The 26,544-nt window shown below is 72.3% G+C and carries 21 protein-coding genes; 7 read left to right on the plus strand and 14 right to left on the minus strand.

Annotated features, from left to right (window positions below; translation table 11 throughout):
- Positions 1–22: 22 nt before the first annotated feature.
- The 4 genes from AB0L75_RS01445 to AB0L75_RS01460 form a co-directional block, all read right to left on the minus strand.
- Positions 23–532, minus strand: coding sequence for an O-acetyl-ADP-ribose deacetylase (locus AB0L75_RS01445; RefSeq protein WP_365173763.1), 510 nt, complete (start codon positions 530–532; stop codon positions 23–25).
- Complete coding sequence (locus tag AB0L75_RS01450) at positions 529–1,947, minus strand: NAD(P)/FAD-dependent oxidoreductase (protein WP_365173766.1); 1,419 nt, start codon at positions 1,945–1,947, stop codon at positions 529–531. Before AB0L75_RS01450 ends, AB0L75_RS01445 begins: the two co-directional genes overlap by 4 nt.
- Positions 1,948–2,164: 217 nt before the next feature.
- Complete coding sequence (locus AB0L75_RS01455; protein WP_365173769.1) at positions 2,165–3,010, minus strand: inositol monophosphatase family protein; 846 nt, start codon at positions 3,008–3,010, stop codon at positions 2,165–2,167.
- A 140-nt stretch (positions 3,011–3,150) separates the two neighbouring features.
- The gene (locus AB0L75_RS01460) at positions 3,151–4,968 is read right to left on the minus strand and encodes a gamma-glutamyltransferase (protein ID WP_365173772.1); all 1,818 of its coding nucleotides are present in this window, start codon (positions 4,966–4,968) and stop codon (positions 3,151–3,153) included.
- 126 nt (positions 4,969–5,094) lie between these two features.
- On the opposite strand from AB0L75_RS01460, the gene AB0L75_RS01465 reads away from it, so the two are divergent.
- From AB0L75_RS01465 to AB0L75_RS01490, 6 genes are all read left to right on the plus strand, one after another.
- Positions 5,095–6,159, plus strand: a complete 1,065-nt coding sequence (locus AB0L75_RS01465) for a biotin/lipoate A/B protein ligase family protein (RefSeq protein WP_365173775.1) — start codon at positions 5,095–5,097, stop codon at positions 6,157–6,159.
- Positions 6,160–6,347: 188 nt separating this feature from the next.
- Positions 6,348–6,854 carry an SAV_915 family protein gene (locus AB0L75_RS01470; protein WP_365173777.1) on the plus strand — a complete coding sequence of 169 codons (507 nt, stop codon included), beginning with the start codon at positions 6,348–6,350 and terminating at the stop codon, positions 6,852–6,854.
- A complete protein-coding gene (locus AB0L75_RS01475; RefSeq protein ID WP_365173780.1) occupies positions 6,851–7,156 on the plus strand; it encodes a DUF6317 family protein in 306 nt (101 codons plus the stop codon). Before AB0L75_RS01470 ends, AB0L75_RS01475 begins: the two co-directional genes overlap by 4 nt.
- Positions 7,156–8,436 carry a WXG100 family type VII secretion target gene (locus tag AB0L75_RS01480; RefSeq protein ID WP_365173782.1) on the plus strand — a complete coding sequence of 427 codons (1,281 nt, stop codon included), beginning with the start codon at positions 7,156–7,158 and terminating at the stop codon, positions 8,434–8,436. Before AB0L75_RS01475 ends, AB0L75_RS01480 begins: the two co-directional genes overlap by 1 nt.
- The gene (locus AB0L75_RS01485) at positions 8,414–8,950 is read left to right on the plus strand and encodes a hypothetical protein (protein WP_365173784.1); all 537 of its coding nucleotides are present in this window, start codon (positions 8,414–8,416) and stop codon (positions 8,948–8,950) included. The genes AB0L75_RS01480 and AB0L75_RS01485 overlap by 23 nt, the downstream gene beginning before the upstream one ends.
- A 275-nt stretch (positions 8,951–9,225) precedes the next feature.
- A complete protein-coding gene (locus AB0L75_RS01490) occupies positions 9,226–9,918 on the plus strand; it encodes a hypothetical protein (protein WP_365173787.1) in 693 nt (230 codons plus the stop codon).
- A 37-nt stretch (positions 9,919–9,955) separates the two neighbouring features.
- On the opposite strand, the gene AB0L75_RS01495 is transcribed toward AB0L75_RS01490, so the two are convergent.
- The 9 genes from AB0L75_RS01495 to AB0L75_RS01535 form a co-directional block, all read right to left on the minus strand.
- Positions 9,956–11,482 (minus strand): NCS1 family nucleobase:cation symporter-1, encoded by a 1,527-nt coding sequence (locus AB0L75_RS01495; protein ID WP_365173789.1) that lies wholly within the window; start codon positions 11,480–11,482, stop codon positions 9,956–9,958.
- 123 nt (positions 11,483–11,605) lie between these two features.
- Positions 11,606–12,628 carry a TIGR03842 family LLM class F420-dependent oxidoreductase gene (locus AB0L75_RS01500; RefSeq protein ID WP_365173790.1) on the minus strand — a complete coding sequence of 341 codons (1,023 nt, stop codon included), beginning with the start codon at positions 12,626–12,628 and terminating at the stop codon, positions 11,606–11,608.
- Between the two features lie 11 nt (positions 12,629–12,639).
- Complete coding sequence (hydA, locus tag AB0L75_RS01505) at positions 12,640–14,043, minus strand: dihydropyrimidinase (RefSeq protein WP_365173793.1); 1,404 nt, start codon at positions 14,041–14,043, stop codon at positions 12,640–12,642.
- A 27-nt stretch (positions 14,044–14,070) separates the two neighbouring features.
- Positions 14,071–14,913, minus strand: coding sequence for a nitrilase-related carbon-nitrogen hydrolase (locus AB0L75_RS01510; protein WP_365173795.1), 843 nt, complete (start codon positions 14,911–14,913; stop codon positions 14,071–14,073).
- Between the two features lie 233 nt (positions 14,914–15,146).
- A complete protein-coding gene (locus AB0L75_RS01515; protein ID WP_365173797.1) occupies positions 15,147–16,715 on the minus strand; it encodes a PucR family transcriptional regulator ligand-binding domain-containing protein in 1,569 nt (522 codons plus the stop codon).
- A gap of 17 nt (positions 16,716–16,732) precedes the next feature.
- On the minus strand, positions 16,733–18,016 hold the full coding sequence (locus AB0L75_RS01520; protein ID WP_365173799.1) for an aspartate aminotransferase family protein: 1,284 nt from the start codon (positions 18,014–18,016) through the stop codon (positions 16,733–16,735).
- Entirely contained in the window at positions 18,013–18,855 is an 843-nt protein-coding gene (locus AB0L75_RS01525; protein WP_365173802.1) for a nitrilase-related carbon-nitrogen hydrolase, read from the minus strand. Before AB0L75_RS01525 ends, AB0L75_RS01520 begins: the two co-directional genes overlap by 4 nt.
- A 206-nt stretch (positions 18,856–19,061) precedes the next feature.
- The gene (locus tag AB0L75_RS01530) at positions 19,062–21,401 is read right to left on the minus strand and encodes a hypothetical protein (RefSeq protein ID WP_365173805.1); all 2,340 of its coding nucleotides are present in this window, start codon (positions 21,399–21,401) and stop codon (positions 19,062–19,064) included.
- A 138-nt stretch (positions 21,402–21,539) separates the two neighbouring features.
- Positions 21,540–21,791 (minus strand): helix-turn-helix transcriptional regulator, encoded by a 252-nt coding sequence (locus AB0L75_RS01535; RefSeq protein ID WP_365173808.1) that lies wholly within the window; start codon positions 21,789–21,791, stop codon positions 21,540–21,542.
- Between the two features lie 292 nt (positions 21,792–22,083).
- On the opposite strand from AB0L75_RS01535, the gene AB0L75_RS01540 reads away from it, so the two are divergent.
- A complete protein-coding gene (locus AB0L75_RS01540; RefSeq protein ID WP_365173810.1) occupies positions 22,084–24,624 on the plus strand; it encodes an ATP-dependent Clp protease ATP-binding subunit in 2,541 nt (846 codons plus the stop codon).
- Between the two features lie 21 nt (positions 24,625–24,645).
- Here the strand turns inward: AB0L75_RS01540 and ggt are convergent, their stop codons facing one another.
- Positions 24,646–26,457 carry a gamma-glutamyltransferase gene (gene ggt, locus AB0L75_RS01545; protein WP_365173813.1) on the minus strand — a complete coding sequence of 604 codons (1,812 nt, stop codon included), beginning with the start codon at positions 26,455–26,457 and terminating at the stop codon, positions 24,646–24,648.
- Positions 26,458–26,544: the final 87 nt, after the last annotated feature.

A 26,544-nucleotide genomic window follows, 5' to 3' on the forward strand; every position in this document is an offset into this window, starting at 1 on the left:
GGGGACCCGAACCGTGGTTCCGTCAGCGAAGCCGCGCGGCGAACGCCTCGTACGCCCGCTCGTCGAAGAGGACGAACCGGACCTCTTCGACGGCGGTCGCCGTGTTGCGCACCGTCTCCACCGCGATCCGCGCCGCGTCGTCCATCGGCCAGCGGTACACGCCTGTGGAGATCGCGGGGAACGCGACCGTGCGGGCGCCGAGTTCGTCGGCGAGCTTCAGGGACTCGCGGTAGCAGGAGGCGAGCAGCTGCGAGCGGTCCTCGCTGTCGCTGTGGACCGGTCCGACGGTGTGGATGACCCAGCGGGCGTCGAGTGCGCCCGCCGTCGTGGCGACCGCCTGGCCGGTGGGCAGGCCCTTGCCGTACCGGGAGCCGCGCAGGGCGCGGCACTCCTCGAGGATGGCGGGGCCGCCGCGCCGGTGGATCGCGCCGTCGACCCCTCCGCCGCCGAGCAGGGAGGAGTTGGCCGCGTTGACGATCGCGTCGGCGCTCTGCGCGGTGATGTCGCCCTGGACGAGGGTGATGGTGGTCATGTCTGCCTCAGTCTTCGCCAGACGGCCTTGGCCGCGTTGTGCCCCGACATGCCGTGCACGCCAGGTCCCGGCGGGGTGGCCGAGGAGCAGATGAAGACGGCCGGATGCGGGGTGCGGTACGGGAACAGGGACAGTCTGGGGCGGAGCAGCAACTGGAGTCCGGACGCCGCGCCGCAGGCGATGTCGCCGCCCACGTAGTTGGCGTTGTGGGCGGCCATCTCGGCGGGGCCGGCGACGGCGCGGGCGAGCACGCGGTCGCGGAATCCCGGGGCGAAGCGCTCCAGTTGGCGTTCCATGGCGTCGGTGAGGTCGCCGGACCAGCCGTTCGGGACATGGCCGTAGGCCCAGAAGACGTGCTTGCCCTCGGGGGCTCGGGTCGGGTCGACCACGCTGGGCTGCACGGTGATCATGAACGGCCGGTCGGGGGCGCGGCCCTCGCGGGAGGCGGCGCGCAGGGCGGTGCCGATCTCGGCCTTGCTCGCGCCGACCTGGACGGTTCCGGCGGCGCGGGCCTCGGGCGCGGTCCAGGGCACCGGGCCGTCCAGCGCGTAGTCGATCTTGAAGACGCCGGGGCCGTAGCGGTAGTGCGCGTAGTGGTCGCCGAAGCCCGCGATGCGGGCGAGCGCGGTGGGCGAGGTGTCGAAGACGTAGGCACGCGCCGGCGGCAGGTCGTCCAGGCGCTTGATCTCGTAGTCGGTGTGCACGGCGCCGCCGAGGTCCCGCAGATAGCCGGCGAGGGCGTCGGAGATCGCCTGGGAGCCGCCGCGGGGCACCGGCCAGCCGCGGGCGTGCGCGGCCAGCGCGAAGACCAGCCCGACGGCGCCGGTCGCCAGGCCGTTCAGCGGCGCGATCACATGGGCGACCAGGCCGGCGAAGAGGGCCTTGGCCCGCTCGTCCTTGAAGCGGTGCAGCAGCCAGGTGGACGGCGGCAGCCCGGCCAGCCCGAAGCGGGCCAGGGTGACCGGGTCGCGCGGGAGCGCGGTCAGCGGCAGGGACATGAAGTCCAGGACGAGGGTGTCCCAGTGGGTGAGGAACGGCTCGACCAGTCTGCGGTACGCCCCCGCGTCGCGCGGTCCGAAGGAGGCCGCCGTCTCGGCCACCGAGCGGGACAACACGGCCGCGGTGCCGTCCAGGAAGGGGTGCGCCATCGGCAGCTGGGCGTGCAGCCATTCGAGGCCGTAGCGGTCGAGGGGGAGGGCGCGGAACGCGGGCGAGTTGACGCCGAGGGGGTGGGCGGCCGAGCACGGGTCGTGCCGGAAGCCGGGCAGGGTCAGTTCCTCGGTGCGGGCGCCACCGCCCACGGTGGACTTCGCCTCGAACAGCGCGACGGAGAAGCCACGGCGGGCCAGCTCCACAGCAGCGGTCAGTCCGTTCGGTCCCGCACCCACCACGACCGCATCGAGCATCGACGGCACCTTAGGACCCCTTCGTCAGCCGATGGCCACTCGGGATTCAGGATATGCCGGAGGACTGACACTCCCCCGGCCCGGGTGCCCGGTCCCGGGCACCGAGCGCCCGCCCCGGTGAACGGCCTGGGGCCCAGGTCCCGAGGCCCGGGGCCGGTGAACTTGGCTGCCGGCTGCCGCCTGCCACCTGCCGGTCACGGGCGGGGCGGAGCGGGGGGCGTGGGTCTCAGGCCGCCGTACGCAGCAGCTCGGCGATCCGGTGGGCCGTCGCGGCGTCCCGGGCCGCGGTGAACGGCAGGGCGTTGCCGCCGGTCACGCGGAACGGCTCGCCTGCGGGGGTGAGATGCGCGCCGCCCGCCTCCTCGACCAGGAGCAGGCCGGCCGCGTGGTCCCAGGCGGCCTCCCAGGAGAACGCGACGGCGTCCAACTCGCCCCGGGCGACGGCGAGATACTCCAGGCCCGCCGATCCGCAGGCGCGCGGGGCGACACCGTCGGTCCACAGGGCGTGCAGTGCGCGCTTCTGCTCGTCGGTGGTGTAGTCCGGGTGGGACGTGGCGACGACGAGGTCCCGGCCGGGCGCGGGCGGGCCCGCGAACAGCCGCTCGCCGTCGAGGAAGGCGCCCCGGCCGCGCACCGCGGTGGCGAGCTGGTCGCGCGCGGCGGCGTAGGTCCAGGAGGCGAGGACGACGCCCCGGTGGGCGAGCGCGACCAGGGTGCAGAACCCGTCGTCGCCGTGCACGAACTGGCGGGTGCCGTCGACCGGGTCGACGATCCAGACGGGCGCGTCGCCCTGGAGCGCCGCGTAGCTCGCCGGGTCGGCGTGCACCGCCTCCTCACCGACCACGACCGAGCCGGGCAGCAGCGCGCCCAGATCCTCGGTCAGCCGCAGCTCGGCGAGCCGGTCGGCGTCCGTCACCAGGTCATGGGGGCCGCTCTTCTGGTCCACCTCGTGCTCGGCGAGGCGGCGGAAGCGGGGCAGGATCTCGGCCTCGGCCGCCTTGCGGACCGCTTGTTCCACGTCGGCGGAGCAGCGCGTGAGAAACTCGTCGATGGTTTCCGTGTCTTCGATCATGCCTCCATGAGACCACGTCCCACTGACAATCCCCGCCCGTCCGGTGCACAGCGGGTGGAATCGGGTTGAAGAACTGGGGAATCGGGTTGACGGGCAGCCGGCGGGCCCACCGCGCCGCCAGGGGCTCGGCGTCAGCGGCGTCAGCGGCCCACCGCGTACCCCTGCATCCCGCGCGGGTTAGCCGCTGCCGACAGCACCCCGGTCTCGGGGTCCCGGGCCACCGCGCTCAGGCGTCCTTCGGACCAGGCGGGGCCGACCGTGACGTCGTGGCCGCGCCGTCGCAGTTCCTCGACGACCTCGGGGTCCGTGCGGGACTCCACGGTGACGCTGCCGGGGCGGTGGCCGCGCGGGTAGAAGGAGCTGGGGAAGCTGTCGTTGTGCCAGTTCGGGGCGTCGATCGCGCCCTGCAGGTCGAGGGCGCCGCGGACCGGCGGGCGCAGGGCGGCGGCCAGGAAGAAGTGCAGCTGCCACTGGTCCTGCTGGTCGCCGCCGGGCGTGCCGAAGGCCAGGACCGGCACGCCGCCGCGCAGCGCGAGGGACGGGGTGAGGGTGGTGCGCGGGCGGCGGCCCGGGGTGAGGGAGTTCGGCAGGCCCTCCTCCAGCCAGGTCATCTGCAGGCGCGTGCCGAGCGGGAAGCCCAGCTCGGGCACGACCGGGTTGGACTGCAGCCAGCCGCCGCTGGGCGTGGCCGCGATCATGTTGCCCCAGCGGTCGACGACGTCCAGATGGCAGGTGTCGCCGCGGGTGGCGCCGTCGGCGGCCACCGTGGGCTCGCCGGGGAACTCCGCAACGGTCGGCTCGCCCGCGCCCATCGGGTCGAAGCCGCGGTGATCGCCGGTCTCCACGCGCGCGCACGCCTGCGCGGGCAGCCGCGGCACGCGTCCGCCGGGGCTGCCGGGCCGCAGCTCCCAGGAGGCCTTGGCCTCGACCAGGGCCCGCCGGCCGGCGTTGTAGCCGTCCGAGAGCAGGTCGGCGAGCGGCACCTCGGCGGCGTCCCCGTACCAGGCCTCACGGTCGGCCATGGCGAGCTTGCAGCCCTCGATCAGCAGATGGACGTAGTCGGCGGAGCCGTAGGCGGGCAGGTCCGGCGGGAGCAGGGCGAGTTGCTGGAGGAGGGCCGGGCCCTGACTCCAGGGGCCGGCCTTGCAGACGGTCCAGCCGTTCCAGTCGTAGCTCACCGGGGTCTCGTAGGTCGCCGACCAGTCGGCGAGGTCGGTCCCGGTGAGCGTGCCGGTGTGGCGTTCGCCGCTGGTGTCGAGGGTGGGCCGGCGGGACTGCCGCAGCAGGGCCTCGGCGATGAAGCCGCAGCGCCACACCTCGCGCGCGGCGTCGATCCGGGCCTCCCGGTCGCCGGCCCCGGCGGTCTCGGCGAGCAGCCGCTTCCAGGTCGCGGCGAGGGCGGGATTGCGCAGCAGTTCGCCGGGCCGGGGCACCCGTCCGCCGGGCAGATACACGGCGGCCGACGACGTCCACTCCGTCTCGAACAGTTCCCGTACGGTCTCCACGGTCGCGCCGACCTTCTCCACGGGCGCGTGCCCGTGCTCGGCGTATCCGATGGCGTACTTCAGTACGTCGTCCAGGGACTTCGTGCCGTGGTCGCGCAGGAGCAGCAGCCAGGCGTCGAAGGCGCCCGGCACGGCGGCCGCGAGCGGCCCGGTGCCCGGTACGAGGTCCAGCCCGAGCCCCCGGTAGTGCGCGACGGTGGCGCCTGTCGGGGCCACGCCCTGCCCGCACAGCACGCGCACCTCGCCGCCGGCCGGCGCGAGCAGGATCGGCACCTCGCCTGCCGGCCCGTTCAGATGCGGTTCCACCACATGCAGCACGAACGCCCCGGCCACGGCGGCGTCGAACGCGTTGCCGCCGGCCTCCAGAACCGCCATCGCCGACTGGGAGGCCAGCCAGTGGGTGGAGGACACCATTCCGAAGGTGCCCTGCAGGGTGGGCCGGGTGGTGAACACGGGAGCCTCCTCGGCTCGGGTACGTCTTCCGGGTGATCGTACGAGCGTGATCACCGTCCGGGGAACACCGCGACGGCCTGCGCCGTTGATCTCGTGCGGGAGGCGGCAGGAACGGAGGCCCAGGCAGTGCACGGTGCGTACAAGGTGCCCGGCGGCAAGCTCGTCGTGGTCGACGTGGAGGCCCAGGACGGCGTGCTGCGGCACGTGCGTGTGTCGGGCGACTTCTTCCTGGAGCCGGACGAGGCGCTGGACGCGGTGAACGGCGCGCTGGAGGGCGCCCCGGCGGACACCGACGCGGCGGGGCTGGCCGCGCGGATCGACGCCGCGCTGCCCGCGGGGACGGTGATGTACGGCCTGACGTCGGAGGGCGTGGCGATCGCGGTGCGCCGGGCTCTCGCGCACGCCACGGACTGGACCGACTACGACTGGCAGCTGATCCACGAGGGCTCGCAGCCGCCCGCGCTGCACATGGCACTGGACGAGGTGCTGACCGCCGAGGTCGCCGAGGGCCGGCGCCCGCCGACACTCAGGGTGTGGGAGTGGGGAGGCCCGGCGGTGATCATCGGCAGCTTCCAGTCGCTGCGCAACGAGGTGGACCCCGAGGGCGCCGCGCGGCACGGCATCGAGGTGGTGCGGCGGATCTCCGGCGGCGGCGCGATGTTCGTGGAGCCCGGCAACACGATCACCTACTCGCTGTCGGTGCCGGAGTCCCTGGTGCAGGGTCTGTCCTTCCAGGACAGCTACGCCTATCTGGACGACTGGGTGCTGGGCGCCCTCGGCGACATGGGCATCCGGGCGTGGTACCAGCCGCTGAACGACATCGCGACGGACCAGGGCAAGATCGCGGGCGCGGCGCAGAAGCGGATCGTCGGACCTGGCGGGGGTCCGGGCGCCGTACTGCACCACGTGACCATGGCGTACGACATCGATGCCGACAAGATGACCGAGGTGCTGCGCATCGGGCGGGAGAAACTGTCCGACAAGGGGACGGCAAGCGCGAAGAAGCGGGTCGATCCGCTGCGCCGGCAGACCGGGCTGCCGCGGGAGGCGGTCATCGACCGGATGATCGAGTCGTTCCGCGCGCGGTACGGCCTGGCGCCGGGCAAGATCACGGACGAGGAACTGGCGCGCGCGGAGGAGCTGGCACGGACCAAGTTCACGTCGGCCGAGTGGACGGCGCGGGTGCCGTAGCCGCCGAGCCGACCGGAAGCCCCGGTTCAGCAACGGGTCAAGGACTGCTCTGCCATCGCCCAAACGGTCGTATGAGTTCCGTGTACGTCCAGGTGACGGCCCCGACATAGCCGGATTTGCCCCGTTGCCCGCTGGCTACCGTGGTCGGGCCCAATCGGCCACGCAACCACGGGGAAGAGGTGACGGCGATGGGGGCGCCCATTCGTTCGCGCCTGCTCGATTTCGTAGAGCCGGATCCGCCGGCAGAACATCGCCCGGAGCAGGCTCCGCAGCCGCGTCATTCCACCCTGCTGGACCTCGTGGAGGCGGCTCCACCCCCACGCGCGGCCGTGGACGACCGGCCCGCGCCCAAGCCGGGGGTGCCCGCGTACCACACTCCGGTGTTCGTCCCGTCGCATCAGAGGTCCGTGGCGGGGACCGGCCGGGACGGCCGGCCGGCGCGCGTGCCCTTCATCGTCCTGGAACTCTTCAGTCATCCCGCGCACGGCACCGTGGCCTTCGCCTTCACGACACCGGAGAAGCTGGTGGACGCACTCGGCGAGGCACAGCCGTGGGTCGCCGCGTCGCTCGGCCCGCTGGCCGAGGGAGTGCACGAACAGGGCGTCACCGTCCTGCTGGACCCTCGGGTCGCACCCGCTGAACGCAACTGGCTGCCGCGGGACCTGGTCGCCTTCGCGCAGGAGGTGCAGCGGTGACGGCGGACTTCAAGGTCATCTACGACGACCTCGTCACGCTGGCCAAGACCTTCCACGACCAGGCGAGTGACTACCGCAAGCTGAAGCCGGACGTGACACCGCCCGTGGTCAGCGGTGGCGACCCGGGACTGGACAACGCGATCAAGGAGGTCGCGGATCTCATCATCAGCATGCACCTGGCTCTCGCGGACCGGCTGGACGACCACGGGGACAAGGCCGCGTACGCGCGTGACTCCTTCCACCGGCACGACGTGGACATCCACGGTGTCTTCGAGGACCTCGACCCGGAGGACTGGCACTGATGGGCGACAGCTGGGTGGGTGGCGACCTCGACGGCCTGCACACGATGGCCACCACGTACAAGAACGCCAAGGAAAAGCTCGAAGGCGTGGTGAAGCCGCTCAGCCGCGCCGTCGACAAGCTGGCGGGCGACTCCGGGTGGAAGGGGGAGGCAGCTGAGACGTTCCGCGGCAAGTGGAGCGAGGACGAGATCACGGCCGGCGGCTTCGCCGAACTGGTGCATCAGGCGGGCGACACCCTGCAAACGCTCGCCGACGCACTGTCGACCTGCGAGGCCTCCCTGCACAACGCGGAGTACATCGCTGCGGGCAAGGGCGTGGAGACGGACTCCAAGGGCGTGCCGACGCCGATGCTGTCGGCGAAACCGCCGAGCGCGGAGGACCAGAAGATCGCCTCCGCCCGCGACGAGTACACCAAGGTGCGCACCAGGATCCTGCACACCGCCCAGCACGCCCGGCTGGTGGCGGCGGAGCAGTTGCAGGGGATGTACGACAAGGTGACGAAGAAGGACCCGACGTCCCCGCAGGACAAGGTCACCCTGTACGACGCGCTGCGCGGCCTGTACGCGTACGACGCCGAGGGCGCCCGCGCGGGAGGCATCGAGGCACGCAAGCACCTCGACGCGGCCAAGGCCGAGGCGCAGGCCGCCAAGAAGCAACTCCGCGCCGAGCGAAAGGTGTTCCAGCAGCAGGGCCGCAGGATGCCCGACGACCTGCCCGCCAAGAGCGCCTACCGCGACGCGGTCACCAAGGTCGACGCGCTGGAGGGGGACATCGCCCGCGCCGAGAACGGCAGTAGCAAGCTGCCGTACGACCGTGCCCTGAACGTCAAGCTGGTCGATGCCGCGGACGCGCTGCGCCTGGGCAAGGGGCTGGAGGCACTGCCGGACGTCCTGAAGGAGGTGCCGGTCCTGGACGTCGCCGCGGCCGCCACCTGTGGGGTGCTCGAAGCGAAAGAGGACCACGACAAGGGCTGGTCCTGGCAGCACTCCGTCACCCTCGATGTCGGGGCAGCCGTCGGCGGCCTGGCCGCCGGCGCTGCCATCACGGCGGCTCTGCCCGTCGAGGGTGCGGTCGCGGTCGCCGCGGTCGGTGTCGGCTCGGTGATCGTCGCGACATCGGTCATCGACCACGCCTTCCACGAGCACTGGAGCGAGGACATCCACGACCACGGGGTGATCGGCGGCGTGATGACCGGAACCGAGCACGTCGCCTCGGAGACCTACGATGACGGGAAGCGACTGGCGAAAGATGTCTGGCATGGCGTCACAAGCATCTTCTGAGGCCCCCGCCCCGGGGTTCTCCGTCCCCATTCCCGCCCTGCCGAAGCTGGGCCGGACCTGGTACAAGCGCGGCACGCTCTACTGGCTGTGCCGGGCGCGTACGACCGTCTTCATCGTCCTCGTCATGGCGATGTTCTCCTTCTTCGCGCTGAGCCTCTACTCGGGGTTCCGCGACATCCTGCCGCCCGCCGCGCGCGGCGTGTGGGACGGGGCGCAGGTGGTGGCGGCCTGCGCGGCGTCGGTGTGGGGATGGGTGCAACAGCGCCGGGGACACCGCGAGGCGCTTCTGGATCCCCCCAGTCCCGGCCAGACCCTCCAGGCCAAACGCGACCACAACAGGCGCGTCCCGGGCCTGATCGCCCTCGGTCGTGGGCTGGTCGTGCTCGCTGCCCCTGTCATGCCGGCGTTCGCCGCCTACCTCGTGGGCTGGTTGGCCGCATGGCTCACCGTCCGCGAATACCCCAGCGAAGTGGGCGCCCGCCGCTGGCTGGAGGAGCACTCCGCCGAGGCATGACACCGAGTGAACCGCCTGTAGAGATCCCGTCCCTGCCGCGCCGGGCCACCCCACCGGTCCGGCCGTCGCCGCTCGCGCCCGCCCCGGCCGGCGACTGCCGCCGAGCCGACTGGGGTACAAAACGGGCAGTTCGGTACGTCGTGAACGCGCCGTCGTGACCGCGCGGCCACGCAGCGAGTTACCCCTACCGCCCCACAGGGACTCGTGTGACACTGTCGTCCCCGTCCACCCTGCGGACCCCCCTTCCGCACCCCCTCCCCCACGAGAAGTGCGCTGTGCGTTCTCTTCCTCTGCCGATCGCCCTCACCGCGCGGATCTCTCCGGTCGCGGTCCTCGCCTGTGCCGGCTGGGCGCTGACGTCCGGACCGGCCGCCCCGTCGGACACCGCCGGGCACCAGGCGGGCCGGCAGACGACCACCCAGTCCGCCTCCGGTTCGTCCGGTTCCTCCGGCCCGTCGGCCACGGCCGCGGCGAAGGCGTACGGCACCGCGCCCTCCCCCTGCGCCGGCGTGCCCGCGGCGACCGTGAAGTCGCTGGTGCCCGGGGCGAAGACGGCCGGCAAGGAGATCCCGTCGACGGACACCAAGGTGCGCCGCACCTGCTCCTGGAACGCGCTGCAGGGCTACGACTACCGCTGGCTCGACGTGTCGTTCGAGATCAGCGAGTCGAGCCAGGACGCGCAGCAGGAGTACCAGGACCGGGTGAAGGAGAAGAGCGGCGGCGGGGCCGTGCCGGGGCTCGGGGACAGCGCCTACTCCGTCGTCAACCTCACCACGGAGGACAAGCAGCAGACCCGGGAGGGCGTGGTGATGGTCCGGATGTCCAACGCCCTGGTGGTCGTGACCTACAACGGCAGCAACTTCGAGACCAAGAAGGCGCCGGGTACGGACGAGATCAACAAGGGGGCCATCCAGGCGGCGCGGGCCGCGGTCGGCGCGCTCGGGGGCGGGCAGTCCACGTCCGGCTGACCGCCTCCCGGCTCGGCTGCGCGGTGGCCTCCCCGCGCTAGGCGGTGGCCTCCCCGCGGCCGGTCAGCAGGGTCAGGGCCAGGTACAGCACCAGGGATGTCCCGAGGCCCACCGCCCAGCCGTAGTCGGCCAGGGAGGCCAGCGCCGGGATGGGGCGGCCGTCGATCAGCGGCTTGAAGCTCGCGCCGCCGACGGCGAGGACGCCGCCCGCGAGGAAGGCCACGACGGCCCGCCAGTTCCAGCCGCCCGCGTACCAGTAGCGGCCGCCGGTGCGGTAGAGGTCGGCGAGGTCCAGGCGGGTGCGGCGCAGGAACCAGTAGTCGGCGACGAGGATTCCCGCGACCGTGCCGAGCAGACCGCCGACCAGGCCGAGCCAGGTGAAGATGTAGCCCTGCGGGTCGGAGTACAGCTTCCAGGGGAAGATCAGGACGGCGAGGACCGCGGTGATCAGGGCTCCGGTGCGGAAACTCACCTTCCGCGGGGCCACGTTGGAGAAGTCGAAGGCAGGCGAGACGAGGTTCGCGGCGATGTTCACGGACAGGGTCGCGACCAGGACCGTCACGAGCGCGTAGAGCAGGCCCACCACGTTGTCCGTCTTCGCCGCCAGCTGCACCGGGTCCCAGACCGGCTTGCCGTACACCGCCTGGGAGCCGGAGGTGACCAGGACGGACAGGAACGCGAAGAGGGTCATCGTCGTCGGCAGGCCGAGGGCCTGGCCCCAGGTCTGGGCCTTCTGGCTGCGCCCATAGCGGGTGAAGTCGGGAATGTTCAGACTCAAAGTGGACCAGAAGCCGATCATGCCCATCAATGAGGGCCAGAACAGCTTCCAGAAGCTTCCGCCCCAACCGAGCTTCGAGGGCTGGTCGAACAGCGGGCCGACGCCGCCCGCCTTGCTGCTCATCCACCACAGCATCACGAACGCGCCGACGAGCACGAACGGCGCGGCCCAGTTCTCGAAGCGGCGGATGGTCTCCATGCCCCGGTAGATGATGCAGACCTGGATCACCCAGAAGATCGCGAACGACAGCCACATGGTCCAGGCGTAGCCGCCGACGTGCGCCGCGTTCGACCAGCTGTCGCCGATGAGCTTCCCGGCGAGGAAATAGATCGCCTCGCCGCCGATCCAGGTCTGGATGCCGAACCAGCCGCACGCCACCAGCGCCCGTACGACGGCGGGCAGGTTGGCTCCGCGCACCCCGAAGGAGGCGCGGGCGAACACCGGGAAGGGGATGCCGTACTTGGGGCCGGCGTGTCCGGTCAGCAGCATCGGCGCCAGCACGATCAGGTTGGCGAGGGCGATGGTGAACACCGCCTGCTTCCAGTCCATGCCGACGGCGATCAGTCCGGAGGCCAGCGTCCAGGAGGCCGTGTTGTGGGCCATGCCGACCCAGAGTGCGGAGAAGTTGTACGTGGTCCAGGTGCGTTTCCCGACCGGGACCGGGAGCAGGTCCTCGTTGGCGTAGGGACCGCTGGGCGGCGGGGTGCCGGGGGCGAGTTCCACGCGCCCGTCGGGGAGGGTGACTTGACCGAAGAGGGGTATGGCCGTGGGAGCGGTGTCGGTCATGGGCTGGCCAATCGGGTGAGGTGGGTCGGGAGCTACGGCCGTGCGGGCACCAGCCCCCTCCCCGGGGAGGTGGGGAGGGGTGACCAAGAGGGGCGTGGGGGGCCTCGGACTGCGGGTTCTGGATCAGGCGTTGACGGCCGGGATCACCGTCGTGCCGTAGGCGTCGATGGTGGCCTCCTGCGCGTCGTGCATGTCGTACACCGCGAACTGGTCGACCCCCAGTGCGCGGAGCGCGTTCAGTTTCTCGATGTGCTTCTCCGCGGGGCCGATCACACAGAACCGGTCCACGATCTCGTCGGGCACGAACTCGGTCTCCGGGTTGCCGCTGCGCCCGTGGTGGGCGTAGTCGTAGCCCTGGCGTGCCTTGATGTAGTCGGTGAGTTCCTCGGGGACCTGGGCGGAGTGCTCGCCGTACCTGGCGACCAGGTCGGCGACGTGGTTGCCGACCATGCCGCCGAACCAACGGCACTGTTCGCGGGCGTGGGCGAGGGCCTCGGGCGAGTCGTCCTCGGTGACGTAGGCCGGGGCCGCCACGCAGATGGTGACCTCGGAGGGGTCGCGTCCGGCGGCCGCGGCCGCGTCCTTGACGGCCTTCACCATGTACTCGGTCAGATACAGGTCGGACAGCTGGAGGATGAATCCGTCGGCCTCCTCACCGGTCATCTTCAGCGCCTTCGGGCCGTACGCGGCCATCCAGACGGGGAGTTCGGCCCCCTTCTTGATCCACGGGAACCTGACGACCGTGCCGCCGCCGAGGTCGGCGGAGTCGCCGCGGGCGAGCGCCCGGATGACCTTCATGGCCTCGCTGATGCGCGCGAGGGTGTTGGGCTTGCGGCCCGCGACCCGCATCGCGGAGTCGCCGCGGCCGATGCCGCACACGGTGCGGTTGCCGAACATGTCGTTGAGGGTGGCGAAGGTGGAGGCGGTGACCTCCCAGGTGCGGGTGCCCGGGTTGGTGACCATCGGGCCGACCGTCAGCTTCGAGGTGTTGGCGAGGATCTGGCTGTAGATCACGAACGGCTCCTGCCAGAGCACGGCGGAGTCGAAGGTCCAGCCGTGGCTGAAGCCGTTGCGCTCGGCCCGTTTCATCAGGCTGACGACGCGGGAGGCCGGTGGGTCGGTCTGCAGCACGAGTCCGAAGTCCATGTGCGCCACTCCTAGTTGAGGTACTGACAGGTGGAGCGCGGGGTGTAGACGCCGTGGCCGGCGTGTCCGGTGTACTCCCGCTCGGTGATGACGGGTACGCCGCGCGAGAGCACGGTCTCGACCCGGCCGGTGGTGCGCTTGCCCTCGTAAGCCGAGTAGTCGACGTTCATGTGGTGGGTCTCGGCCGACATGACCTGCTCGGCGTGCGGGTCGTAGATGACGATGTCGGCGTCGGCGCCCGGGGCGATGGTGCCCTTCTTCGGGTACAGGCCGAACATCCGGGCCGGGGTGGCGCAGGCGATCTCGATCCAGCGGCGGCGGGAGAGGTGTCCGTCGACGACGGCCTGGTGGAGCAGGTCCATGCGGTTCTCCACGCCGGGCAACCCGTTGGGGATCTTGGAGAAGTCGCCGCGGCCCAGCTCCTTCTGGCCCGCGAAACAGAAGGGGCAGTGGTCGGTGGAGACCACCTGCAGGTCGTTCGTCCTGAGGCCCTGCCACAGCTTGGCCTGGTGTTCCTTCGGCCGAAGGGGTGTGCTGCACACGTACTTCGCGCCCTCGAAGTCCGGTTCGGCGAGGTTGTCGGTGGACAGGAACAGATACTGCGGGCAGGTCTCGCCGAAGACGTTCAGCCCCTCGTCGCGCGCCCGCGCCAGCTCGGCCACCGCCTCCATGGCCGAGACGTGCACGACGTACAGGGGGGCGCCCGCGACCTGGGCGAGCCGGATGGCGCGGTGGGTGGCCTCGGCCTCCAGCAGGGCCTTGCGGACCTCGCCGTGGTGGCGCGGGTCGGTCTCGCCCCGGGCGAGCGCCTGCTCGACCAGGACGTCGATGGCGATGCCGTTCTCGGCGTGCATCATGATCAGCCCGCCGTTCTCGGCGGAGCGCTGCATGGCGCGCAGGATCTGTCCGTCGTCGGAGTAGAAGACACCCGGGTATGCCATGAACTGCTTGAACGAGGTGACGCCCTCCTCGACCAGCAGGTCCATCTCCTTGAGCGTCTCCTGGTTCACATCGGAGACGATCATGTGGAAGGCGTAGTCGATCGCACACTGTCCCTCGGCCTTGGCGTGCCAGGTGTCCAGGCCCTCGCGCAGGGTGTGACCGACGCTCTGCACCGCGAAGTCGACGATCGTCGTCGTACCGCCCCAGGCGGCGGCGCGGGTGCCGGTCTCGAAGGTGTCGGAGGCGAAGGTGCCGCCGAACGGCAGCTCCATGTGGGTGTGGGCGTCGACGCCGCCCGGGATGACATATTTCCCGGTGGCGTCGATGACCCTGTCGGCGGTCAGCGCCCCGGCGGCGGGCGTGCCGGTGGCGGCGAGGGCGGCGATGCGGCCGTCCTCGATCAGGACGTCGGCGTGGATCTCGTCCGACGCGGTGATGACGAGACCACCGCGGATGACGGTACGGCTGCTCATGCTGCTCCCTCGGTCATTCGGTCTCGGTCAGGGCGCGGTCAGCGGGGTGTACGCGCCCGGCGCCCGGTCGCGGTAGAACTGCCAGCGGTCGCGGACCTCGCGCAGCTTGGCCAGGTCCAGGTCGCGCACCACGAGTTCGGTCTCCTTGTCGCTCGCGACCTCGCCGACGAACTGGGCCTCCGGGTCGACGAAGTAGGTCGTGCCGTAGAAGTCGTTGTCGCCCAGGTCCTCCACGCCGACCCGGTTGATGGCGCCGACGAAGTACTCGTTGGCGACGGCCGCCGCCGGCTGCTCCAGCTGCCAGAGGTAGCGGGACAGGCCGCGCGAGGTGGCCGAGGGGTTGAAGACGATCTCGGCCCCGGCGAGGCCCAGCGCCCGCCAGCCCTCCGGGAAGTGGCGGTCGTAGCAGATGTACACGCCGATCCGGCCGACGGCCGTGTCGAAGACCGGCCAGCCGCTGTTCCCCGGGCGGAAGTAGAACTTCTCCCAGAATCCCCGCACTTGGGGGATGTGGGTCTTGCGGTACTTGCCGAGGTAGGAGCCGTCCGCGTCGATCACGGCGGCGGTGTTGTAGAGGACGCCCGGCTGCTCCTCCTCGTACATGGGCAGGACCAGGACGATGCCCAGCTCGCGGGCGAGGGACGTGAAGCGCCGCACGGTCGGGCCGTCCGGGATCCGCTCGGCGTACTCGTAGAAGGCCTTGTCCTGGACCTGGCAGAAGTACGGGCCGTAGAACAGCTCCTGGAAGCAGAGGACTTGGGCGCCCTGCGCGGCGGCGTCGCGGGCCGCCTGCTCGTGGACCTGGATCATGGATTCCTTGTCGCCGGTCCACGCGGTCTGGAACAGGGCGGCACGGATCACTCGGCTCATCGGGACCTCCGGTAGCTCTGTGTTCTGGGGCGGGCGTCGGAGGTCGCGTCGTCCGCCCGAAGGGCGGACGCCGCGCGGCAGGCGGGACCTCCGACGCCCGCCCCAGGAGCGTAGAAAGCCTGCGAGGGCCGTTCGACGGGCAGCGTGTCACGTCTGGGGGCCGGGGGCGTGTCACCGTGTCATCTGTTCGCGAGCCCATGTTTCACCGCCGTCTTGCCAAGTCGTCGCATGTTTCAGCCCTGTTGCGCGTCGTGCGCGAGGAGCGCGATGTGGACCGAGGCCGCCTGTTCGAAGTCGTCCAGGTCTACGCCGAGGCGGGCCTGTATGGCCTCCAGGCGGCGGTAGAGGGCGGGCCGGGAGACATGGTGGAGCTGGGCGGTGCGGGACTTGTTGCGGCCGGTGGCGAGATAGGTGCGCAGGACGTTCAGCAGCTCCGGTTCGGCCGCGCGCAGCAGCCCGTCCAGCTCCCGCTCGGCGAAGGACTGCACCTGCGGGTCGTCGCGCAGCAGCCGGATCAGCCCGCGCAGATGGACGTCCTTCAGCCGGACGACGGCCGGCAGGTCGAGGGCGGCCGAGGAGTCGGCGACGGCCTCGGCGACATGCCGGGCCTCGCGCAGTCCGGCGGGCACCTCGTCCCAGCTGGTACGGGGGTCGCTGGCGGCGACCACGGCCGGTGACCCGGCGCGCAGCCGGGCCGCGAAGTGGGCGGTGAGGACCTCGGCGTCCTGGTCTCGGGCGAGGCTGAGCAGCACGGCGGCCGCGCCGTCGGCGAGTTCGGCGACCAGCCCGGACATCCCCAACAGGCGCAGCACCCGGTCGAGTTCCCCGGCGGTGCGGCCCGGGACGACGAGCGGGACGAAGGTGCGCCGGTTGACCGGCAGCCCGGCCGCGCGCGCCCGGGGCAGCAGCTGACGGGCCGGTACGACGCCGGAGACCAGGTCGGTCAGCAGGCTCTGCGCGGACTCCTCCTCCCAGGAGTGCCCCGAGCCGCAGCCGAGCATGCGGTGCAGGACGAGCGCCTCGGCGGCGCGGTCGGCGAGCAGCCGCCCGGTGGCCGTCTCGCCCCGGTAGCCGCACAGCAGCAGCCGGCCCCAGCGCTCCCCGCGTCCGCCGAGTTCGGCGCTGATCCAGCCGCCGCCCGCGCAGGCAGAGGCCTGCCGGGCGACCCGCTCCCAGTCGCGCAGCACGTCGTCCACCGCGGACCGCTCCCCCGCCGTGGCGAGGACGCGGTGGGCGAGGTTGGTGAGCACGACCGGGCAGCCGCTGTGCCGGGCGACCTCGTCGAGCAGGCGCTGCAGGGGGGCACCGGCCGTGATCAGGGCGGTCAGGTCGGTCCGTACGGTCTCCGAGAGGCTGACCGCGGCGAACTTCCGCCGTACCAGGCGGCACTGGACCTCTTCGGTCAGTTCGGCGAACGGGAAGGGCCGGTGCAGGACGACCATCGGCAGTCCGCACCGCTCGGCGGCCCGGCGCATCACCTCGGGTGGCGTCGGAAAGGCCCGCCCGAGGCCGAGCACGACGGCGGCGGCCTCCGCCCGGTGCAGCGACTGGATGTACTCGGCCTGCTTGGCCTCGTCACCGGCGAGGAGCACACCGGTGGTGAGCACCATCTCGCCGCCGCTGAGCATCACCCCGACATCGACGGCCTCGGCGACATGCACCCAGCGCACCGGCCGGTCGAGCTGCGCGCTGCCGGCGACCACCTCGGGCTCCCCGGCGAGCACCCGCTCCAGGGTGAGCACCTGACGGACGGACAGGGCGGGTTCGAGGCCCGGGTGCGGGGTCACCGAGGTGGTCGTCATGGTGGTACACCTGCTCTCTAGTACGTGCTCCTCAGCGCCCGCTCCAGGATCGCCGCGCCCTCCTCGGCCTCCGCGACGGTGAGCGACAGCGGCGGGGCGATGCGCAGGACGCTGGTGTTGTGGCCGCCGCCCTTGCCGAGGAGCAGGCCGCCCTCGCGGGCCGCCTCCAGGACGGCGGAGGCCGCCTGGGGATCGGCCTCGTCCGTGCCCGGCCTGACCAGCTCGATGCCGATCATCAGGCCCCGCCCGCGGACCTCGCGCACCCCGGGCAGCTGGGCGGCGACGGCCCGCAGCCGCTCGATGAGCAGGCCGCCGACGCGGCGGGCGTTGCCCTGGAGGTCGTGCTCCAGCAGGTAGTTGAGGTTGGCGAGGCCGGCGGCCATGGTGAGCTGGGTGCCGCCGAAGGTCGAAATGCTGTTGGCGTCCAGGCAGTTCATGATCTCGGCGCGGGCGATCACCCCGCCGATCGAGCTGCCGTTGCCGATGCCCTTGGCGAAGGTGACGAGGTCCGGCGGACCGCTCTGCGCGTGCGCCTGCCAGCCCCAGAGGTGATCGCCGGTGCGGCCCCAGCCGGTCTGCACCTCGTCGGCGATCCACAGGACGCCGTGCTCCTGCAGGACCTCGCGGAAGGCGGCGTAGAGCCCGTCGGGCGGGGAGGTGAAACCGCCGACGCCCTGGATGGGTTCGGCGATCAGCGCGGCGGGCGGCCGGGTGTGTCCGAGGATGTCCCTGAGGTCGGCGACGCAGGCGTCGACGAACGCGCGGTCGTCCAGCTCGGCGAACGGTCCCCGGGTGCGCACGCCGCCGTGCACGTACAGGGTCTGCAGCGGGGACAGCGAGGTCGGCGACCAGCTGCGGTTGCCGGTGATGCCGACCGCGCTGAAGGAACGGCCGTGGTAGCTGTTGCGCATGGCCAGGACGGTGTTGCTGCGCCGGTGGGCGGTGGCGAGCAGCAGGGCGGTGTCATTGGCCTCGGTGCCGGAGGTGGTGAAGAACACCCGGGCGTCGGGGATGCCGCTCACCTGTGCGACGCGCTCGGCGAGTTCGACCATCGGCCGGTTGAGGTAGAGCGTGGAGGAGTGGATGATCCGCGCGGCCTGCTCGCTGATCGCCTTGGTCACCTCGGGCAGCGCGTGCGCGGTCATCGTCGTCAGGATGCCGCCGAAGAAGTCCAGGTACTTGTTGCCGGCGGAGTCCCAGACGTGGCGGCCCTCGCCGTGGGTGATCTCGATCGGCTCGTCGTAGTAGAGGGCGAGCCAGTCCGGCAGGACCTGGCGGTGGCGGGAGTAGAGGTCGTTCACGGCTGCACCAGCCCTTCGTAGGCGTCGGGGCGGCGGTCGCGGTAGAAGGCCCACTGCTGCCGCACCTGCTCGATCAGATCGAAATCGAGGTCACGGACAAGGAGTTCCTCGGACGTGTCGCTCGCGACCTCGCCGACGAACTGCCCACGTGGATCGACGAAGTAACTGGTCCCGTAGAAGTCGTTGTCGCCGTACTCCTCCTGGCCCACCCGGTTGATGGCGGCGATGAAGTACTCGTTGGCGACGGCGGCGGCCGGCTGCTCCAGCTGCCATAGGTGGGCGGACAGCCCGCGGTGCGTGGCCGAGGGGTTGTAGACCAACTGGGCGCCGTTGAGGCCGAGTTGCCGCCAGCCCTCCGGGAAGTGCCGGTCGTAGCAGATATAGACGCCGACCTTGCCGACGGCCGTGTCGAAGACGGGCCAGCCCACGTTGCCGGGTTTGAAGTAGTACTTCTCCCAGAAGCCCTTGACCTGCGGGATGTGGTGCTTGCGGTACTTGCCGAGGTAGGTCCCGTCGGCGTCGATCACGGCGGCGGTGTTGTAGTAGAAGCCGGACTGCTCGATCTCGAAGACCGGGACGACGATCACCATGCCGGTGTCACGGGCGAGGTCCTGCATACGGCGCACCGTCGGCCCGTCGGGTACCGGCTCGGCCCAGCGGTAGTGCTCCGGTTCCTGGACCTGGCAGAAGTAGGGGGCGTTGAAGACCTCCTGGAACCCGATGACCCGGGCACCCTGCCGGGCCGCCTCCCGGGCGTGCTCCTCGTGCTTGGCCACCATGGATTCGGTGTCGCCGGTCCAGGTGGCCTGGACCAGTGCGGCTCGTACGACGTTGGCCATGAGCTGCTCCTCCGACGGGACCGCCAAAGCCTCTACGCCCGTAGAGCAGGCGGTAGAGGGACGAACGTAAGCCTCCGGGAGGCCCTTGCCAAGACCATCGTCGTCATCGCGCGGAGTCGATCACGTGTCACACCCCCGTGGGTGAGCGAAGGGACCGCCCGAAGGGATGAACCGGAGCATACCGGGACGACGCCACTTCCCGTCGGTCACATCATGTGCCCGGCCACCCGCAGCGCGTGCACGAGGTCCCAGTGCCGCTCGTCGGACACGGCCTGCGCGGCCCGCAGCAGCAGCGGCACGAGCCGCCGCGGATCGGGTACGGCACAACGGGCGGCCTCTTCCGCCGCACGACCCCGCACACAGGCATCCACCAGCGCCTCCGCCTCCCGCCGGCGGCCCTCCTCCGCCAGCCGCAGCACGGCGGCGCCGATCTCCTCGGCCGGCCGGGCCACGCCCTGCCGCAGCAGCTGCGTTCCGTCGGCCACCCGCCCCGCCGCGGTGAGCGCGTCGGCGACACCGACCAGCCGCTCGGCGGGCAGCGAGGCGGCCTCCCACAGCAGCGTCGCCCAGTCGGCCCCGAGCCCGGCGCGGTACAGCGCGTCCGCGAGCGACGGGAACCGGCCGGGCGCCCACTGCGCGACCTCGACCAGCAGCACATGCGCCTCCCCGCCGCGCCCCTCGCCCCGCAACCACGCGAGCCGCTCCACGACCCCGGCCACCGCGGTCTCCGCCTCGGCGTCCACGGCCTCGACGGGCGCCGCCGCGGGTTCCGCCGCCGCAGCGGCACCGGCAAACCGGGCACCGCGCGGCGTACGACGCGCAGGCCGCCCCGCCGGCCCGCCCGACGGCGCATCCTGCGGCACGACGACAGGGCCGCCCCCTTCCTCCGCCATCCCGGCAAACCGCGCACTGCCACGCCGACGTTTACGGGGCTTGCCTGGGACGGCCGAAGGAACGTCCTCGGTGACGGACACCGGGAGGACCGGGGAGGGGGCATGGGGGGTGTGAGCGGGCGCGGGCGCGACCGTGTTCGGGGCTGGGGAGGGTGGAGCGGTACGCGGGGCGGGGGCGGGGGTGTCGGCGCGCCGGGTCGGGGAAGGGGCGATTGGGTGCCCGGGTCGGGCGGGCGCGGAGGCCCCGGAAGAGGCCGAGGGGACGCGGGCGGCGTCGGGGACGGGGGTGGGGGCGTGAGGCGTGTGGGCGGGCGTAAACGGGTGCGGGGTTGAAGCTGGTGCGGCGGTACGCGGGGCGGGCGCATCGGCGCGCTGGGCCGGGGCAGGGGCGATTGGGTGCCGGGTTGGGGCGGATGCAGCGGCCCCGGAAGAGGCCGAGCGGACTCGGGCGGCGTCGGGGACGGGAGTGGGGGCGTGGGGCGTGGGGGCGGGCGTAAACGAGTGCGGGGCTGGGAGCGGTGCGGCGGTACGCGGGGCGGGGGCGTCGGCGCGCTGGGCCGGGGCAGGGGCCATCGGGTGCGGGATCTCGGCGGATGCGGCGATGACGTCGGACGCCATAGGGGCCTGGGCCGGGACGGGGTGGCCTGCGGTCGCACGGGGCGGAAGGAAGTCCTCGGCGGCGCGACGCGACTCGCCAGTGACCCCTCCGGTCGGCCAGGACTCCGGACTTGCCGAGTTGTCAGCGGGCTCGCCGTGCGGGAAGGCGTAGCCGGATGCGGGCTCGGGCGGGCGGGCGGCGCGATCGATGCCGGTGCCCTGCGAGCGCCCCGACGCTTCCGCCGGTGCCCCCTGCCCCGACGCCTCCGGAGCCTCACTTCCGAACCACGCCGCCCCGCGCCCACCCCCGTGCGGCCCCGCTCCCGCACTTGCCCCTCCGGCACGCGAGGCCTCCGCCCCCACCACCCCCGAAGGCACCCCTCCGGCCCGCAACGCCTCCTCACCCACCCCTGCTGAACCGACAGCCCCCGCACGGCCCCCTCCCGCACCCGCCGCCTCCGCACTCACCCCTCCCGCACGCACCGCCCCTTGACGCGCCCCTCCCCCGCCCGCCGTCTCCGTGCGCACCGCCTCCGCGCTCACCGCTCCCCGTCGGTTCAACTCGGCCAGGCGGAACCGGAGTTCCTCGCACCTCGCGGTGGCGCGTTCGTGGTCGTCGTGGGCCCAGGCGAGGTCCAGGCGGAGGGCGGCGGCCTCGGCGGCGGAGGGCGGGGTGGAGAGGAGGCGGGTCAGTTCGGCGCGGCGTTCGGCGGCATAGCGCTGTTCGCGGAGCATCACGTCGAGGCGGTCGGCCAGGGTGTCCCGCGCGCCGGGCCGGGCGTCGTACGCGGTGAGCGCGGCGCCGTGCAGGGTGCGGGCCCGTTCCCGCTCGGCCGCCGCGGCGGCGGGGCCGTACGCCCCCGCAAGATCCTCCAGCAGCGCCTCCACCACGTCCCACGGCGGCACCTCGCGCCCGTCCAGGCTGGCCCGCATACCGTCGGGGTCACGCCGCCAGAAGACCCCGCTCCAGCCTCCGCCCGGGTCCAGGCGCGCCAGCAGACCATCCAGATAGCCCGCGAACTCACGCACCCCGCGAGGGAGTTGTTCCACCGCCATCGCTCAGCTCCCGCCCGGCCGCCGGCTCTTTCACCGGCCACGCAACACCAGTCGTGTTACGGCTCTGCTACGCAGAGTTTTCCGGCGGGGCGCGGACAGCTCAGCGCGGGATCCCGGCCACTGCGCGGAACCGGTGCCTCACACGGGCACGAGCGCACACCGAGTGACCAGCTCGTCCATCGACAGCCCGAGGACCCCGGCCAGCGCGGCCACGGTGAAGAACGCGGGCGTCGGCGCCCGGCCCGTCTCGATCTTGCGGAGCGTCTCGGCGGAGATGCCCGCCTGCGCGGCGATCTCGGTCATGCTCCGGCCGCCGCGCGCCTCGCGCAGCAACCGCCCGAGCCGCTCGCCGCGCTCGCGCTCTTCGGGGGTGAGTGGGGTGCGCACCATGCCACCCATTCTAATACCGGCCCCCAGGTCGACCCCGGCCGCCGTATGCACGAGGACCCCGAGGTCCCGAACGAGGGTCGCCGGGGGCGGGGCTGCCGTCGCGCCCGGCCACGGTGCTCCCGCGCGGCCCACGCCGAGCACACGGTGGCGATCGACGAGACCGGTCCAAGGGTTCTTGCCGAGGGGCACCAGGCGAACATGCCCACCCCCACAGATCGTGACATCGTGGGCATGAACGCACCCCTTCCGGTTACCCGGCGGAGCCAGTCGTCAGCGAAGGAAGCGCATCGCCATGACCAACGGCTACCCTCCTGACCCTTTCGGCGAATTCATGGCCCGCTTCTTCGGCGGGCCCCCGAGCAAGGCGCCAGGGCCACGCCACATCGACATCGGCCGTCTGCTCAGCCAGCCGGCCCGGGAGCTGGTCAGAGGGGCCGCCCAGTACGCCGCCGAGCACGGCAGCCGGGACCTGGACACCCAGCACCTGCTGCGCGCGGCCGTGGCGGCCGAGCCCACCCGGTCCCTGCTGACCCGCGCGGGCGCGGACCCGGACTCGCTCGCCACGGAGATCGACGACCGGGCCGGCCCGGTCCAGCACCCGCCGGGTGAGCTGCCGCCGCCGACCTCGCTGTCGCTCACCCCGGCCGTCAAGCGCGCCCTGCTGGACGCGCACGACCTGGCGCGGGCGAGCGGCGCCGGATACATCGGCCCGGAGCATGTGCTGAGCGCCCTGGCCGCCAACCCGGACTCGGCGGCCGGCCACATCCTGCACGCGGCCCGGTTCTCGGCCGGCTCCCTGCCGCCCGAGGCCCCGGAGACCACCCAGGCCCGCCCGGAGCGGCAGCGCGCCACCGGCACGCCCACGCTGGACAAGTACGGCCGCGATCTGACCGACCTGGCCCGGCAGGGCCGGATCGACCCGGTCATCGGACGGGACACCGAGATCGAGCAGACCATCGAGGTGCTCTCGCGGCGCGGCAAGAACAACCCGGTCCTCATCGGGGACGCGGGGGTCGGCAAGACGGCCATCGTGGAGGGGCTCGCGGAGCGGATCGCCGACGGGGAGGTCCCGGACGGGCTGGCGGACCGCCGTGTCGTCGCCCTGGACCTGACCGGCGTCGTCGCCGGCACCCGCTACCGGGGCGACTTCGAGGAGCGCCTGAACTCCATCGTGGAGGAGATCCGCGCCCACTCCGACCGGCTGATCGTGTTCATCGACGAGTTGCACACCGTCGTGGGCGCGGGGTCCGGCGGCGAGGGCGGCGCGATGGACGCCGCCAATATCCTCAAGCCCGCCCTGGCCCGGGGCGAGCTGCACATCGTGGGCGCGACCACGCTGGAGGAGTTCCGCCGGATCGAGAAGGACGCGGCGCTGGCCCGGCGGTTCCAGCCGATCCTGGTGCCCGAGCCGACGGCGGAGGACACCATCGAGATCCTGCGCGGGCTGCGCGACCGGTACGAGGCCCACCACCAGGTCCGCTACACCGACGAGGCGCTGGCCGCGGCCGTGGAGCTGTCCGACCGGTATCTCACCGACCGGCGGCTGCCGGACAAGGCGATCGACCTGATCGACCAGGCGGGCGCCCGGGTGCGGCTCGGCGCCCGGACCAAGGGTGCGGACGTGCGCGCGCTGGAGCGCGAGGTGGAGCAGCTGGTCTGCGACAAGGACCAGGCGGTCGCGGGCGAGGACTACGACAAGGCCAAGGAGCTGCGCGACCGGATCGGCGGGCTGAAGCAGCGGATCGCCGAGGCGAGCGGGGACGACAGGGCCGACGAGGGGCTGGACCTGGAGGTGACCGGGGAGGCCGTCGCCGAGGTGGTGTCGCGGCAGACCGGCATCCCGGTCAGCCGGCTCACCCAGGAGGAGAAGGAACGGCTGCTCGGCCTGGAGGAGCATCTGCACCAGCGGGTCGTCGGGCAGGAGGAGGCAGTCGCCGTGGTCTCCGAGGCCGTGCTGCGTTCGCGCGCGGGGCTCGCGAGCCCGAACCGGCCGATCGGCAGTTTCCTGTTCCTCGGTCCGACCGGCGTCGGCAAGACCGAGCTGGCCCGGGCGCTCGCCGAGGCGCTGTTCGGCAGCGAGGACCGCATGGTCCGCCTCGACATGAGCGAGTACCAGGAGCGGCACACCGTCTCCCGGCTGGTCGGCGCCCCGCCGGGATACGTCGGCCACGAGGAGGCCGGTCAGCTCACCGAGGTGGTGCGCCGGCACCCGTACTCGCTGCTGCTGCTCGACGAGGTGGAGAAGGCGCACCCGGATGTCTTCAACATCCTGCTGCAGGTCCTGGACGACGGCCGGCTGACCGACTCCCAGGGCCGGACGGTGGACTTCACCAACACGGTCATCGTGATGACCAGCAATCTCGGCTCGGAGGCGATCACCCGGCGCGGTGCCGGGATCGGGTTCGGTCCGGGCGGCGCGGACGCGGACGAGGAGGCGCGGCGCGAGCGGATCCTGCGGCCGCTGCGCGAGCACTTCCGGCCGGAGTTCCTCAACCGGATCGACGAGATCGTGGTCTTCCGGCAGCTGACGAGCGAGCAACTGCGGCAGATCACCGACCTGTTGCTGGAGGGCACCCGGCGGCTGCTGGACGGGCAGGGCGTCTCGGTGGAGTTCACCGGCGCGGCCGTCGACTGGCTGGCCGAGCGCGGCTATCAGCCGGAGTACGGCGCCCGGCCGCTGCGCCGCACCATTCAGCGGGAGGTCGACAACCAGCTGTCGAGGCTGCTGCTGAACGGCACGGTCTCCGAGGGCGGCCGGGTGACGGTGGACGTCCGGGACGGGCGGCTGGACTTCCGCAGCGGGGAAGTCCAGCCGCCCGCACCGGAGTTGTGAGGCCTACGGCAGTTGTGAGGCCTACGGCGCCGGGTCAGCCGGGTCCACCACCATCGCCGAGCCGCCGCCGCGGCGTACCTTCTCGGCGGCGGCCAGCCACTCGCCGCCCGGCAGCCGTTGCACGCCGGTCGCCGCGCCGATCTCCGGGTTCAGCTTGAAGCTGTGCCCGATGGCCTCCAGCTGCTTCCTCAAGTCGCCGTTGTACAGGGCTGGTTCCAGTTCGGTCTGGGCCGCGTTGCGCTGGCTGGCGCGGGGGGCGGCGATGGCGTCGACCAGCGGCAGATGCCGGTCGAGGAACTCGGTGAGGGTCTGCAGCACGGTGGTGACGATGGTCGCGCCGCCGGGCGAACCGAGCGCCACCACCGGCCTGTTCTGCCGGTCCAGGACGATCGTCGGGGAGATCGACGAGCGCGGCCGCTTTCCCGGACCGGGCAGGTTCGGGTCGGGCACGGCCGGGTTGGCCGGCGTGAAGGAGAAGTCGGTCAGCTCGTTGTTGAGCAGGAAACCCCGGCCGGGCACGGTGATGGCGCTGCCGCCGGTCTGCTCGATGGTGAGCGTGTAGGAGACGACGTCGCCCCATTTGTCGGCCACGGTCAGGTGGGTGGTGTTCTGGCCCTCGTAGGTCGTCGGGGCCGCCGTACCGCCCTCGTCGCAGGCGGCGGGGTGGCGCGGGTCGCCGGGGGCGAGCGGGCTGGTGAGGACCGCGTCGTCCTTGATCAGGCAGGCCCGCGAGTCGGCGTACCGCTGGGACAGCAGTTGCCTGGTCGGTACGTCCTCGAAGGCCGGGTCGCCGACCCAGCGCCCGCGGTCGGCGAAGGCGATCCGGCTGGCCTCGATGAAGTGGTGCAGGTACTGCACCTCGCTCGCCTTCGAGAGGTCGGTGTTCTCCAGGATGTTGAGGGCCTCGCCGACCGTGGTGCCGCCGGAGGAGGAGGGCGCGATGGAGTACACGTTCAGGCCGCGGTACGACGTCCTGGTGGGCGCCTGGAGCTTGGCCCGGTAGACGGCGAGGTCCTTCTCGGCCAGCTTGCCGGGGCGGGCGTGCCAGCCGGAGGCGGGGTCCACCGGCGGGTCCTCGACGGTCCTGACGATGTCGTCGCCGATGTCTCCGCGATAGACGGCGTCGACGCCCTCGCGGCCCAGTTCCTCGTAGGTGCGGGCCAGTTCGGGGTTCTTGAGCGTGGAGCCGACGACAGGCAGCTGCCCGTTCGGCAGGAACAGCTTCGCGGTGTCCGGGAAGTAGCGGAACCGGGTCTCGTTGGACGCGGTCTGCGAGCGGAAGGTGTCGTCCACCGTGAAGCCGTCGCGGGCGATCCGCTCGGCGGGCCGAAGGACCGTGCCGAGCCGTTCGCTGCCCCACTCGTCCAGCGCGGTCTGCCAGGTGGCGGGCGTGCCCGGGGTGCCGACGCTCAGTCCGCTGCTGACGGCGTCGGCGAAGGGGAGCGGCTTGCCGTTCTCCACGAACAGGTCGGAGTCGGCGCTGAGCGGCGCCGTCTCGCGCCCGTCGATGGTGTGCACCGTGCGCGACTTGGCGTCGTAGTAGACGAAGTAGCCGCCTCCGCCGATGCCGGAGGAGTAGGGCTCGGTGACGCCGAGCGCTGCCGCCGTGGCGACGGCCGCGTCGACCGCGTTGCCGCCGTGCCTGAGCACCTCGATGCCGGCCGCGGAGGCGTCGGCATCGACGCTGGCGACCGCGCCGCCGTAGCCGACGGCCACCGGAACCTTCGCAGGGGTCTCGCTCGTTGTCGCGGCGGGCGGCGCCGCCGCCCCCATCGACACCAGGGCGGCAGACACCGCCACAACCGCCAGTCTCCGCGTGCCAGGACGACCCATCCGAACCTCCCGTCGGGACAGTCCGCGCAGCGTAACCAGATCGTCGTAACACCGACAGTACGCCTCGGCGCTCTGCCACACGACTGT

Source organism: Streptomyces sp. NPDC052101 (assembly GCF_040680235.1).
In the GTDB taxonomy this organism is placed as follows: Bacteria; Actinomycetota; Actinomycetes; order Streptomycetales; family Streptomycetaceae; genus Streptomyces.